Origin of the sequence: Sinorhizobium mexicanum (assembly GCF_013488225.1) — a bacterium.
Taxonomy (GTDB): domain Bacteria; phylum Pseudomonadota; class Alphaproteobacteria; order Rhizobiales; family Rhizobiaceae; genus Sinorhizobium; species Sinorhizobium mexicanum.
In genome coordinates, this window is record NZ_CP041238.1 from 2,908,121 (window position 1) to 2,920,585 (window position 12,465).

Consider the following 12,465-nt stretch of genomic DNA (forward strand, 5'->3'; position numbering starts at 1 on the left):
CGCGGCGCTGTAGGTCGATCCGGCCCAAGGTCATCGTCATCTAGCGGTGCGATATGTCCTATCGTATCTCGACCATCGCTGAAGCAGCGTCCATCTCCTCGTGCAGCTTGCGCTCCTCGTCGGCATGCGGCTTCGTGAAGCGCGCGATGACGAGATAGGCAACCGGAGTGAGGTAGAGCGTCACGATCACCGCGAGGCCCAGCCCGCCGACCAGCACCCAGCCGAGTGCGATGCGCGCCTCGGCCCCTGCCCCGCTCGCCAGAACCAACGGCACAGCGCCGACGACGGTCGCGATCATCGTCATCATTACGGGCCTCAGGCGGATATTGGCGGCGTTCTCGATGGCGCCGCGTACATCCTGACCGCGATCGCGCAACTGATTGGCGAACTCGACGATCAGGATGCCGTTCTTCGCCATGATGCCGACCAGCATGACCAGCCCGATCTGGCTGTAGATGTTCAGCGTATTGCCCGTCAGGATCATCGCGAAGACGGCGCAGGCAAGTCCGAGCGGCACGGTCGACATGATGATGAGACCGCTGACGAAGCTCTCGAACTGTGCTGCCAGCACCAGGAAGATGATAATGATCGCGAAGCCGAAGGTGATGAAAAGGCCATTGGCGTTTTCGTTGAGCGTCGCCGCTTCCGCAAGCGGCATCACCCGCGAACCCGGCGGCAACAGCGGTTCCGCCATCTCCTCCACCATCGACAGCGCATCGCCGAGCGCGAGGTCCGACTTGAGGCCCGCGGAAAGCGAAACGGCGCGAAGCTGCGACTCGCGCGCAAGCTGCGGTGCCACGGCCTTTTCCTCGATCGTCGCGATTGTCGACATCGGCACGATGCGGCCATCGCCAGCCTTGACGAAGATGTTCTGCAGATCCGTCGGGTCGTTGAGCGGCGTCGTCGAGGAGAGCAGCTTGACGGGATAGGCATCGCCCTCGACGAAGATATCGACGACGCTGCTGCCGTCGAGCATCGCCTGGAGCGCCCAGGAGAGACCGCTGATATCCACGCCGAGGTCGGACGCGCGCTCGCGGTCAATGGTGATCGAGAGCTGCGCCTGATTGGCCTCATAGTTGAGCCGCACATTCTCGAAACGGCCGGTGTCCTCGATCGCGCGGACGAGCTTGGCCGCCGCGTCGCCGAGCTTTGTGTAGTCGTTGCCGACCAGGGCCACCTGCAGGCCATTACCGGCACCGCGAATGCCAAGACTGTTGGACTGGATGGCGAAGGAGCGGACGGAGGGAACTTTCGCGGTCACCTTGTTGATGTCGGCGACGATCTGCTGCTGCGTGCGCTCCCGCTCTTCCCACGGGGCAAGCGTCAGCACCATGAAGCCGCTGTTGGCATTGCTGCCCTGTCCCGAGATTGAAAAGACGTTGGCGATCTCGCCCGATTTGACCAGCGGCTCAAGGCCTTCCTCGATGCGACGCATCTGCGCCTGCGTATATTCGAGCGAGACGCCCTGCGGCGCGTTGATCCGGAGCATGACCTGCGAACGGTCCTCGTTGGGGGTCAGTTCGGACTTCAGCGTCAGGAAGCCGGCGGCGCCTGCCACGGTGAAGAAGGCTGCGACGACGAAGACGACGAGCGGCGCATTGAGGCATGCGCGAAGCGTCACCCGATAGAACGCCGCGGCCCGAGCCCCGAGCCGGCTCATCACCCCCTGATGGGCGTGCGCATCGGTCGTCAGCAGACGCGAGGCGAGCATCGGGCAGAGCGTGAGCGAAACGAAGGACGAGAGCAGGATCGAGAAGGCGAGTACGAAGCCGAACTCGCGGAAGAGCCCGCCTGTCTGCCCCGGCAGGAAGGAGAGCGGCACGAAGACCGCCGCAAGCGTAGCCGTCGTCGCCAGCACAGCGAAGAAGACCTCGAGCGTGCCATGCACGGCGGCCGCCCGCGGTCCGAGCCCTTCCGCCCTGCGGCGCACGATGTTTTCGAGCACCACGATCGCGTCGTCGACAACGAGACCGGTTGCAAGCACGATCGCAAGCAGCGTCAGGATGTTGATCGAGAAACCGGCGAGATAGATCGCCGCGAGCGTGCCGATCAACGCGATCGGCATCGAGATTGCCGGGATCAACGTCGCCCGCCAGTCGAGCAGGAAGAGATAAATGACGAAGGTGACGATGAATACCGCGACGAGGAGCGCGATCTCCACTTCGTGAATCGCGCCGTTGATGAAGACGGCGTCGTCGCTGGTGATCTTGAGTTCCGTTCCCTCAGGCAGGATGTCCGAGGAGATCGTGTCCACCACCTTATGCACGCCCTCGGAGATATTCACGGTGTTCGACTGGGCCTGCCGGACGATGCCGAGGCCGATGCCCTGTCGACCGTTGGAGCGCAGCGCCGACGTGCCCGTGTCAGGGCCGAGCGTCACCGTCGCGACGTCGCGCAGCCGCACATTGTCCCCGATGATGAGGTTTTCGAACTGTTCGGGCGTCTGGAGGTCCGCCGTCGCCCGGACGGTAATGTCCTGGCTGGCGCTGGTCAGCGAGCCCGCCGGAACGTCGTAGGACGCGTTGGAGAGCGCTTCGCGAAGATTGGCCACAGTGACCCCACGCCCGGCGAGTTTCGCCTGGTCCAGGTCGATGCGGAAGATCTTCTCCTGGTCGCCGTAGACCGTCACATCGGCGACGCCCTCGACCGCCGCAAGCCGGTCGCTGATCTCGTTTTCGACCAGTAGCGTCATGTCTTCCATGGTCATCGTGTCGGAGGTCAGCGCCAGCCGTATGATCGGCTGGCTGTCCGCATCCGCCTTGACGATGATCGGCTCGTCGGCATCGTCCGGCAACTGGCCGGCAACGCGGCCAAGCGCATCGCGGATGTCATTGGCCGCCTGGCCGATATCAGTCGTGTCGGAGAATTCGAGCGTCACGCGGCTGCGCCCGAAGGAAGAACTCGAGGAAATGCTCTTGAGGCCCTGGACGCGCGACACGGCGCCTTCGACGACCGAGGTCACCTCGCGGTCGATCGTTTCCGGCGAAGCGCCTTCGAACCATGTCGTCACGGAGACGACCGGCTGGTCGACCTGCGGCAGTTCGCGCATTTCGATGCCGTTCCAGGCGGCGAGACCGGCAACGACGATCAAAGTATTCAGCACCAGCGCGAAGATCGGCCGGCGGATGAAGAGCGCGGTAAAACCGCCCTTTCCCCCCTGGCCTCCGCCCTTGCCATGATGGCCGCCGAACCCGATGTTCATTGTGCCTCTCCCGCGACCTTCTGCCCGGCCTCGGGTTGGCTTTCGCCGACAACGCGCACTGCACCGCCGTCGCGCAGGCGCTGCACGCCCTCGGTCACGACACGATCGCCCTCCGCAAGAGCGGCCTCGACAAGCACCTTGTCCGGATTGCGCTGGATGATCTTGACCGACACTCGCTCGCTGCGGTCGCCTTTGACACGCCAGATATAGGATCCATCCGAACTCCACTGGATCGCCAGCGGATCGACCGTCGGATAACGGTCGCCGTCGAAGGCCATGGTGACCGAGAAGGACATGCCCGCCCGCAGCATGTCGTCGGGATTTTCAAGGCGCGCGCGGACACGGAGTGTCCGGCTCGCCTGATCGAGGCGGTTGTCGATCGCGTGGATGACGCCTTCGAGTTGCCGCCCGGGCTGCGCGATCGCATTCGCCGTCACCGGCTGGTCGACGAAAATCTTGCTGGCGAAGCGTTCCGGCACCCAGAAATCGACAAGAATTTGCGAGCGGTCGTCCACCACCGCGATCGGCGTCGAGGTCGTGACATAGTCGCCGACGTTGACGGTGATGATGCCGACGACGCCCTTCGAGGGCGCGACGATGTCGCGGCGCTTGAGATCGAGTTCTGCCGTTTTCAGCGCCAGTTCGGCCGCCTGCAGCGCGATTTCCGCATCGCGTACCTCGACCGCCGTCACCGCACGAGCGCTGCTGAGATTGCGATAGCGCTGCACCTTTTCCGCAGCACTGTCGCGTGTCAGCTTCGCCTGGTCCGCCGCAACCTTCTGGTCGTCGCTGTCGAGCCGCGCGATCACCTGCCCCTCGGCGATCCTGTCGCCGGACTTTACCAGGATTTCGGTGAGGTTGCCTGTCGCGGTCGGCGTCACCGTGACCGAGTGAATCGCTTCGCCATTGCCGATGGCATTGAGCCTGTCGTTGACGATCGCGCTCGCCGAAGGCCTGACGACGACCAGCGTCGCATCGCCGAAGCCGCCCTGGCCACCCTGCCCGCGTCCGTTGCGCTGCCCGCCTTGACGTTCGCCGCCCTGCGACTTCGACAGTTTATCGATCAGGGGATGCGAAACGCCGATCGCCGCCAGCGTTTCACCGGCGCCCGGCGCAAAACGCACCCAGGCAGCCGCCCCCACCACGAGCACAACGACGCTGACCGCCAGTTGCTTCCAAAGCCGCATTCACATCTCCAAATGAAAAGCGCGCTCCAGCGGCCCCCGTGCCGGCGGAGCGCTCCGATTTGCCCCGAGTATCATTATTTGCGTGCCTTCGGGCAATCTCGGAATGCCATCATTACGCAATTGTAATAAAAGCGAAATTGTTGGCGGCATGATGGCGCCCATCGCGGTGCGCCGATTGCGCAGCATTTTACTGGACAACCGGTGTTTACAGCCTCAACCGCTGGGCTATTCTCATTGCCGACAGCGCCGCGCGTCTCAGACGCGCAAAGGACGCTGTCGCGCTTTGAATCGCTGCATGTTCTTACCCTTAAATCGGCTACGATTTAAGGAAACATGCAGAGCACCACTTCCGATCGGTTTCGATGTTCAACGCATATTGGGGAGAAGGACGATGTGCGACGCCTGCATCATGGAATCGGTAAAGCAGCGAATGCTGTCGCGACGCGGCTTTTTCCGCGCGGCCGCGGTCGGCACCGCAAGTATTGCCGCCACGAGCATGGGCATGGCGCCGCCGGCACTCGCCGCCGGCCATACCAGCGTCACCGACCTCACCCACGAACTCTACGAGGAGTTTCCGACCTACTTCGGCCAACAGCAGTTCTTCCGCGAGCAGAAGTTCAGCTACGCCAAGGAAAAGTTCAACCTGTTCGAACTTCGGGTGAGCGAACACACAGGTACGCATGTCGATGCGCCGCTGCATTTCTCCGCCGACGGTCTGTCGGTCGCAGAACTGCCGGTCGAGAAGCTCGTCGTGCCGCTCTGCGTCGTCGATATCCGCGAGAAGGCGACGGGCGACGCCGACGCGCAGGTAACGCCGGACGACATCAAGGCGTGGATCGGCGCCAATGGCGACATTCCGGAGAACGCCTGTGTCGCCATGCTTTCCGGCTGGGCCGGCCATCTCGGCACCGACAAGTTCCGCAACGCCGACGCCGAGGGCAAGCTCCATTTCCCGGGTTTCCACGTCGAGGCCGCCAAGTTTTTGCTCGAAGAAACGCAGGCCGCCGGCATCGCCGTCGATACGCTTTCGCTCGACTTCGGCGCCTCGCCGGATTTCGCCACCCATTATGCCTGGCTGCCGCAGGGCCGTTGGGGGCTGGAGGCCGCGGCCAATCTCGACAAGTTGCCCGCCAAGGGCGCGACCCTGGTGCTCGGCGCACCGAAACACCGCGGCGGCACCGGCGGCCCGGCCCGCGTCTTCGCGCTTGTCTGAACAACCGACCGCGTAAATTCCGCGCAAAATCAATGTGAGTCCAAGGAGAAAGCATGAGCACTGTCGTCCCGCCGCCCGATCCGGAAGCCGACCCGCGCGTCAAAGCGGTTTTCGACGACATCCGTGCCACACGGAAATCGGACTTCGTCAACAACATGTGGTTCTGGCTCGCCTTCGACGCGGACCTCCTGGAACGGACCTGGGCTGAAGTGAAAGCGGTGATGGCGACGCCCTCCGCCCTCGACCCCTTGGTGAAGGAAATGCTCTATATCGCTGTTTCCGTCACCAACGGCTGCGGTTATTGCATTCACTCCCACACGGCTTCGGCCAAGGCCAAGGGCATGACGGCGGCGGAGCATGCCGACCTTCTGCGCGTCATCTCGCTTGCCGCCAAGATCAATCAACTGGCCACTGCGCTGCAGGTCCCGGTCGATCCGGCTTTCGAGGCGACGGGCGAAAATCGATGACTTCGAAATACCACCCGCATGCGTCCTCTTGGGGACAAAAACATGCAGCAATTCAAAGTGCTACAGCGACTTTTGTGCGCCAGAAAAAAGACGCACGGCGCGGTCGTCTTTCCACAGGCTTGTCTTCGCGCTTGAAGAATCCGGAATAAAAGAAGAACATCCTTTCTGGCCTTTCGGTCCCGAATCACTACATTGGGCCGCATGAGCAAAGGTTTTGACGACATTCCCTTCTTCGACGAGGAGCCGGCGCCGCGCAAACCCGCGCCCGCCGCCGGTGGTATCGCTGCGCGCGCCATGGCCGCCCGCGACAAGGCCAAGCGCCCGGATTATCTGTCCGGCCTCAATCCCGAGCAGACGGAAGCCGTCGAAACGCTCGAAGGACCGGTGCTCGTGCTCGCCGGCGCCGGCACCGGCAAGACCCGCGTCCTGACGACCCGCATCGCCCATATCCTTTCAACCGGCCGCGCCTTCCCCTCGCAGATCCTCGCCGTCACCTTCACCAACAAGGCCGCGCGCGAGATGAAGGAGCGCATCGGCGTGCTGGTCGGCCATGCGGTTGAGGGCATGCCCTGGCTCGGCACCTTCCACTCGATCGGCGTCAAGCTGCTGCGCCGCCATGCGGAGTTGGTCGGCTTGAGGTCGGATTTCACCATTCTCGATACCGACGACGTCGTGCGGCTGATCAAACAGTTGATCCAGGCCGAAGGGCTCGACGACAAGCGCTGGCCGGCAAAGCAATTCGCCGGCATGATCGACACCTGGAAGAACAAGGGCCTCGACCCCTCGCAGATTCCGGAGGGCGACGCCCGCGCCTTCGCCAACGGCAAGGGCCGAGAGCTCTACGCCGCCTACCAGAACCGGCTCCTTACGCTCAACGCCTGCGATTTCGGCGACCTGCTGCTGCACCCGATCCGGATGTTCCGCGCCAATCCGGACGTGCTCCGGGAATATCACGACAAGTTCCGCTACATCCTCGTCGACGAGTATCAGGACACCAACACCGCGCAATATATGTGGCTGCGGCTTTTGGCGCAGCGGCCGCGGGCTAAGACAGAAGCCAAAGCGGCCGCACCGGGCGAAGCCCGAGCCAGCCGAAGCTGGCCGGACGACGTTTCGTCCGCCCCCGCGGAGCGCAGCCGCGCCAGCGGCGACAGCGTGAGCGCTAATCACCGGGCCGAAGCCCGGCGAGGCCAAGCGGCCGTCGCGCCTGATGGCGCGCCCCCGCGGAGCGAGCCGCGCAGCGGCGACAGCGTGAGCGCAAATAGACACCAGCAGATAAACATCTGCTGCGTCGGCGACGACGACCAGTCGATCTATGGCTGGCGCGGTGCTGAAGTGGACAACATCCTCCGCTTCGAGAAGGATTTTCCCGGCGCCAAGGTCATCAAGCTCGAACGCAACTACCGCTCGACCGAGCATATCCTCGGCGCCGCCGCGCACCTGATCGCCCACAACGAAGGCCGCCTCGGCAAGACGCTCTTCACCGAACGCACCAATCCCGACGATGAAAAGGTGCATGTGCACGCCGCCTGGGATTCGGAGGAGGAAGCCCGCGCTATCGGCGAGGAGATCGAGCAGCTCCAGCGGCAGAAGCATAATCTGAACGATATCGCGATCCTGGTGCGTGCCTCGTTCCAGATGCGTGAGTTCGAAGACCGCTTCGTCACCCTCGGCCTCAACTATCGCGTCATCGGCGGCCCGCGCTTCTACGAGCGGCTCGAAATCCGCGACGCCATGGCCTATTTCCGCCTTGTCTGCCAGCCGGCCGACGACCTCGCCTTCGAGCGCATCGTCAACACCCCGAAGCGCGGCCTGGGCGACACCACCGTACGCACGCTCCACGACTATGCCCGCGCCCGCGACATCCCCATGTTCGCCGCCGCAAGCGACATCATCGAGACGGACGAGTTGAAGCCGAAGGCGCGCAAGGCCCTCTTCGACGTCGTCACCGATTTTCGCCGCTGGCAGACGCTGCTCGAAACGACGCCGCACACCGAACTTGCCGAGCAGATCCTCGACGAGAGCGGCTACACCGCCATGTGGCAGGCCGACAAATCGGCGGAAGCCCCGGGGCGGCTCGAAAACCTGAGGGAACTCATCCGCTCGATGGAGGCCTTCGAATCGTTGCGCGGCTTTCTGGAGCATGTCGCGCTCGTCATGGACGCCGAGCAGAACGAGGACATGGATGCCGTCTCGATCATGACGCTGCATTCGGCCAAGGGCCTGGAATTCGACACGGTGTTCCTGCCGGGCTGGGAGGAAGGCCTCTTCCCCCACCAGCGCGCACTCGACGAGGGCGGCCGCGCCGGCCTCGAGGAAGAACGCCGCCTCGCCTATGTCGGCATTACCCGCGCCAAGCGCCGCTGCCACATCTGGTTCGTCTCGAACCGCCGCATCCACGGCCTCTGGCAATCCACGATGCCCTCACGCTTCCTGGACGAACTGCCGATCGACCATGTGGAAGTGGCCGAACAGGACGTCTCCTATGGCGGCTACGGTCGCGGCGGCTATGGCCAGTCGCGTTTCGACAAGGCCGATCCCTTTGAGAACTCCTACCAGACCCCCGGCTGGAAGCGCGCCCAGCAGCACCGCTCGGAGGCCACCCGCGACAATTGGGGCACGCGCTCCGGCCACGCCGTCGAGCGCATCGGCTACGGCGAATCCGGCCCGCGCACCCGCATGATCGAGGGCGAACTGGTCGCCAAGTCGACGACCTCGGAACCGTCCCGATTCAACATCGGCGACCGCGTCTTCCACCTCAAATTCGGCAACGGCAACATCGCCGCGATCGAGGGCAACAAGCTGACGATCGATTTCGATCGCGCCGGGCAGAAGCGCGTGCTGGACGGGTTTGTGGAGCGGGTGTGATCAAGCCGAACATTGGCCGCCGCGCCTTGCTCAGTCACCGCAGCGGCTCTTTCCTGTGCTCGTCGAGGAATGAAGTCGTGCCGCGTCGACGCCGCCAATTCGTCGCGGCACTCAGATCACCATCTTGTACATCACGAAACCGGACTTCACCGCCACTTGGTCATAGAGCCGCATCGCCTTGACGTTGCTCTCGTGCGTCAGCCAGTAGACGCGCGGTGATCCCGCCCGGCGCGCTGCCTCGAAGACGCCGTTGATCAGCGCCTGGCCGACGCCCTTGCCGCGTGCGGCTTCGTTGATGAAGAGATCCTGGAGGTAGCAATTCGGCTGGATCGAGATGGTGCTGCGATGGAAGAGGTAATGTGTTAGTCCGATCAGCCGACCCTTGCTTTCGGCAACCAATGCATACATCGGCTCATAGGCATCGAAGAAACGCGACCAGGTCATGAGCGTGATGTCCGGCGTAAGCGCGGCCTCGCCCGCACGGCCGTAGAAGGCGTTGTAGCCTTCCCAGAGCGGCAGCCATCGTTCGTAGTCATTGCGCACGACAGGCCGGATCGAGAGGTCTTCGGTCATTTTTCGAACCCACCAGTAAAGACCTTGAAGAGCGCGAGAGGATAAACCCTGACATCAATCCGGTCCATGCGGCTGTGGCACGCTAACTCATCGCGCGACAATCGCTCAAAGGACATGCGGCAGACGTTCGAAAATTCAATGCCGCACGAAAGCGGAATGTCGTCGCGGTCGCTGATTGCTCACCCTCGATCGCCCATCGCCTCCTTCAGGAGCGCAACGACCTCCGCATCGGTGGTCTGGTCGAAATCGTTATAATAAATGCTGACCGCATGGAACGGGTTGGGGCTCGCGAGGCAGACCATCCGATCGACCTCCCGGCTGAGGCTGGTAACGGCGCTCGGCGGCGCTACCGGGACAGCGAGCATAAGGGCGGCCGCGCCTTCCTTCCGCAGTGCCTGGATCGCCGCTTTGGCCGTGCCGCCGGTGGCAATGCCGTCATCAACCACGATGACATTCCGCCCCTTCGGCGAAACGCGCGGTCGGTCGCCGACGTAAAGCGCCCGGCGGCGCGTAAGTTCGAGCCGCTGGCGTTCGGTCTCCGCGTGCACATAAACCTCGGTCGGATGGACGAGGCGCATCGCTTCGTCGTTCAACACAAGTTGCGGCTCTTCGCCGTCGACGAGTGCACCGAGGCCGAATTCGGCATGCCCGGGCGCACCGATCTTGCGGACGATCAGGAGTTCGAGCGGCGCGCCAAGATGGGCGGCGACTTCGAACGCCACGGGCACGCCACCGCGCGGCAGCGCCATCACCACGGGATCGGCGAAATCTTCGCGCTCAATCGCGCGCGCGAGCTTTCGGCCCGCATCGACCCTGTCCGCAAAAGGTAGGCTTTCACCGGGCATCGCATCCGCTCCCGCCGGCCTTCGCCGCGTCGCCACGCACAACCGCATTGCGGCAGGCCAATCGCTAAAATTGCATCAAATTTTGCCGGCTTTCGTTAATGCGCCACAGGTACCAATTGATGTCGCATATTGGCTGGAACGCAAGCCGCCTTTCTATTTTAGCACGACAGGCCGTTTCGAAATGAGCTTTCTCCCTGCCATATCGCTGTTGGCGCTTTTGATGATGCTGCCGGTCCTATTGTCGCTGCGGCAGACGGCCGTCGCCGGCGTGCAGTCTTTTTGCCTTGGCTGCGCGCTTTCGGCGGTCGCAATCGCCTCGGTGATGGTTGCGGATATAGTGTCTGCCTTTTTTCCCGTTATGCTGGGCTACGCCGCGCTGATATCCGCATCCCTCTTCATCCTTCTGGGGTTCCGCGGTCTCCTCGCGCTATCCGCTCCCGCTTTCCTGTTCCCGGCACTGGCGCTCACCGCCGGCATTGTCGGCCTGGTCGTCTCGTTGAACGGTTATAGCAGTTTCGGCGGTCGGCTGCTGATCGCGGGCGGTCTTGCCTCCGCCCTTCTTCTCGTCGCCGGCCTCGCCGCACTTGATCGCTGGCCGAAGGCGCGACGCGTGTGCCGCGCGGTTATCATCATTTCGGCCGCCATCGGCTGCGCTGCGCTGGTTTATGCGCTGAGCCCCCTCCATCAGGCCTCCGCTTCCCACACGGCTGTCGCCTTCGAGTTCGCCCTTGCGGCAATGCGGGTTGCCTTTCTGCCGCTCCTGTTCCTCGCCGTGATATTCACCGTCCAGGGCCGCGTCATCGCCGGTCTCAAGACCACGATTGCCCGCGACGGACTGACCGGCGCCTTGTCGCGCGCAGCGCTGATCGAGGCCGGAGAACGGATTTTCGCGACCTGCCTCGCCCGAGAACGACCACTTGCCTTCCTGCTCCTCGACCTCGATTATTTCAAGCAGATCAATGACCATTACGGCCACGCCTGCGGCGACATCGCGCTCAAGCATTTCGCCGAGACCGTGTCCGCCTTCCTCGACGGCCGTGGTGCTTTTGGCCGGATCGGCGGCGAGGAATTCGGCCTGATCCTGCCGGACCACACCGAGGAGCAGGCGACCACGCTCGCCGAGGCAATCTGCCGGACCGTGCGCGAAACGCCCGTCGCCCGCGTCCATCAACGCATCCGGCTAACTGTCAGCATCGGCATCGCCGCCGCAGTGCCGGGCGACGCGATTGCCGACGTGATGATCCGCGCCGATCTGGCACTTTACGATTCCAAAGCGGATGGCCGCGATCGCTGCACGATCGCCAGGCAGCGCCAGATCGACTCGAGCGCCCGCGCGCTCGCGGCGGCAGCGGCGCAGTTGCGCCAATCCGATCGCCCGGACCCGGAAAAGGCTGCTCCGCGTCATGGGACGCGCCGTCGGGCTTGACATTCAGGCGCTATGGCACCGCTGCATGCCTTGGCAAACCAGCCACGCAGTCGCTCGCCTTGCATTGCCGCGTCCGCCACCTATCTCAACGCTGCAATCCATCGGAGAGTATTTCATGTTCCGCCCCATCCGCATGCTGCTCCTTGCGAGCCTGGCCTGTGCCGCAGCGTCCCTCCCCACGCGCGCCGAAACGGTTGGCCAAGTGGGTGTCGACTGGCTCGGCAACGACATCAAGATCGACGCCGTTCGCGACCCCAAGGTCAACGGCGTCACCTGCCACGTGACCTATTTCGATCGCAGCGTGATCGACCGTCTGAAGAACGGCAACTGGTTCGAGGATCCGTCCAACAATTCGATCGCCTGCCGGCAGACGGGGCCAATCAGTATCGGCGACATCGATCTGTCGAAGGAAGGGGAAGAGGTTTTCCGCTCCGGCCTGTCGCTGATCTGGAAAGATCTTCTGGTAACCCGCATCTACGACAAGGCCAATGACACGCTGATTTACCTCGCGCATTCGCGCCAGCTGACGGATGGATCGGCCAAGATGTCGATTACCACCGTGCCGCTCTTTGGCCAGACCGTCACCTGGGAGAAAGGGCGCCCGCAATAGCGCCCGCAAAAATCAAGGCGACCCAAAAGTCAAGGTGGCCAAAAATCAAGGCGGCCAAAAATCAAGGCGGGTTG

9 protein-coding genes are annotated in these 12,465 nt (G+C 63.4%); 5 read left to right on the forward strand and 4 right to left on the reverse strand.

Annotated features, from left to right (window positions below):
• Window positions 1-58: 58 nt before the first annotated feature.
• The gene (locus tag FKV68_RS13855) at window positions 59-3,202 is read right to left on the reverse strand and encodes an efflux RND transporter permease subunit (RefSeq protein WP_180938381.1); all 3,144 of its coding nucleotides are present in this window, start codon (window positions 3,200-3,202) and stop codon (window positions 59-61) included.
• Window positions 3,199-4,389 carry an efflux RND transporter periplasmic adaptor subunit gene (locus FKV68_RS13860; protein ID WP_180938382.1) on the reverse strand — a complete coding sequence of 397 codons (1,191 nt, stop codon included), beginning with the start codon at window positions 4,387-4,389 and terminating at the stop codon, window positions 3,199-3,201. The genes FKV68_RS13855 and FKV68_RS13860 overlap by 4 nt, the downstream gene beginning before the upstream one ends.
• Window positions 4,390-4,780: 391 nt before the next feature.
• On the opposite strand from FKV68_RS13860, the gene FKV68_RS13865 reads away from it, so the two are divergent.
• The 3 genes from FKV68_RS13865 to FKV68_RS13875 all read left to right on the forward strand — a co-directional run bounded on the left by FKV68_RS13865 (window position 4,781) and on the right by FKV68_RS13875 (window position 8,937).
• A complete protein-coding gene (locus FKV68_RS13865; RefSeq protein ID WP_180938383.1) occupies window positions 4,781-5,602 on the forward strand; it encodes a cyclase family protein in 822 nt (273 codons plus the stop codon).
• A 53-nt stretch (window positions 5,603-5,655) separates the two neighbouring features.
• Window positions 5,656-6,069 carry a carboxymuconolactone decarboxylase family protein gene (locus tag FKV68_RS13870; RefSeq protein ID WP_180938384.1) on the forward strand — a complete coding sequence of 138 codons (414 nt, stop codon included), beginning with the start codon at window positions 5,656-5,658 and terminating at the stop codon, window positions 6,067-6,069.
• Between the two features lie 201 nt (window positions 6,070-6,270).
• Window positions 6,271-8,937, forward strand: a complete 2,667-nt coding sequence (locus FKV68_RS13875) for an ATP-dependent helicase (protein ID WP_180938385.1) — start codon at window positions 6,271-6,273, stop codon at window positions 8,935-8,937.
• Between the two features lie 111 nt (window positions 8,938-9,048).
• Here the strand turns inward: FKV68_RS13875 and FKV68_RS13880 are convergent, their stop codons facing one another.
• Together FKV68_RS13880 and FKV68_RS13885 are read right to left on the reverse strand one after the other, a co-directional pair.
• The gene (locus tag FKV68_RS13880; protein WP_180938386.1) at window positions 9,049-9,510 is read right to left on the reverse strand and encodes a GNAT family N-acetyltransferase; all 462 of its coding nucleotides are present in this window, start codon (window positions 9,508-9,510) and stop codon (window positions 9,049-9,051) included.
• Between the two features lie 179 nt (window positions 9,511-9,689).
• Window positions 9,690-10,355 carry a phosphoribosyltransferase gene (locus tag FKV68_RS13885; RefSeq protein ID WP_180938387.1) on the reverse strand — a complete coding sequence of 222 codons (666 nt, stop codon included), beginning with the start codon at window positions 10,353-10,355 and terminating at the stop codon, window positions 9,690-9,692.
• A gap of 181 nt (window positions 10,356-10,536) precedes the next feature.
• On the opposite strand from FKV68_RS13885, the gene FKV68_RS13890 reads away from it, so the two are divergent.
• Both FKV68_RS13890 and FKV68_RS13895 read left to right on the forward strand, forming a co-directional pair.
• The gene (locus FKV68_RS13890) at window positions 10,537-11,781 is read left to right on the forward strand and encodes a GGDEF domain-containing protein (RefSeq protein ID WP_180938388.1); all 1,245 of its coding nucleotides are present in this window, start codon (window positions 10,537-10,539) and stop codon (window positions 11,779-11,781) included.
• A 115-nt stretch (window positions 11,782-11,896) separates the two neighbouring features.
• Window positions 11,897-12,391 carry a CreA family protein gene (locus tag FKV68_RS13895; protein ID WP_180938389.1) on the forward strand — a complete coding sequence of 165 codons (495 nt, stop codon included), beginning with the start codon at window positions 11,897-11,899 and terminating at the stop codon, window positions 12,389-12,391.
• Window positions 12,392-12,465: the final 74 nt, after the last annotated feature.

Excerpts from the sequence above, each read along its gene's own strand:
- FKV68_RS13880 (WP_180938386.1), bottom strand. The coding sequence starts at position 9,510 with ATGACCGAAGACCTCTCGATCCGGCCTGTCGTGCGCAATGACTACGAA.
- FKV68_RS13855 (WP_180938381.1), bottom strand. The coding sequence starts at position 3,202 with ATGAACATCGGGTTCGGCGGCCATCATGGCAAGGGCGGAGGCCAGGGG.
- FKV68_RS13885 (WP_180938387.1), bottom strand. The coding sequence starts at position 10,355 with ATGCCCGGTGAAAGCCTACCTTTTGCGGACAGGGTCGATGCGGGCCGA.
- FKV68_RS13865 (WP_180938383.1), top strand. The coding sequence starts at position 4,781 with ATGTGCGACGCCTGCATCATGGAATCGGTAAAGCAGCGAATGCTGTCG.
- FKV68_RS13870 (WP_180938384.1), top strand. The coding sequence starts at position 5,656 with ATGAGCACTGTCGTCCCGCCGCCCGATCCGGAAGCCGACCCGCGCGTC.
- FKV68_RS13890 (WP_180938388.1), top strand. The coding sequence starts at position 10,537 with ATGAGCTTTCTCCCTGCCATATCGCTGTTGGCGCTTTTGATGATGCTG.
- FKV68_RS13895 (WP_180938389.1), top strand. The coding sequence starts at position 11,897 with ATGTTCCGCCCCATCCGCATGCTGCTCCTTGCGAGCCTGGCCTGTGCC.
- FKV68_RS13860 (WP_180938382.1), bottom strand. The coding sequence starts at position 4,389 with ATGCGGCTTTGGAAGCAACTGGCGGTCAGCGTCGTTGTGCTCGTGGTG.
- FKV68_RS13875 (WP_180938385.1), top strand. The coding sequence starts at position 6,271 with ATGAGCAAAGGTTTTGACGACATTCCCTTCTTCGACGAGGAGCCGGCG.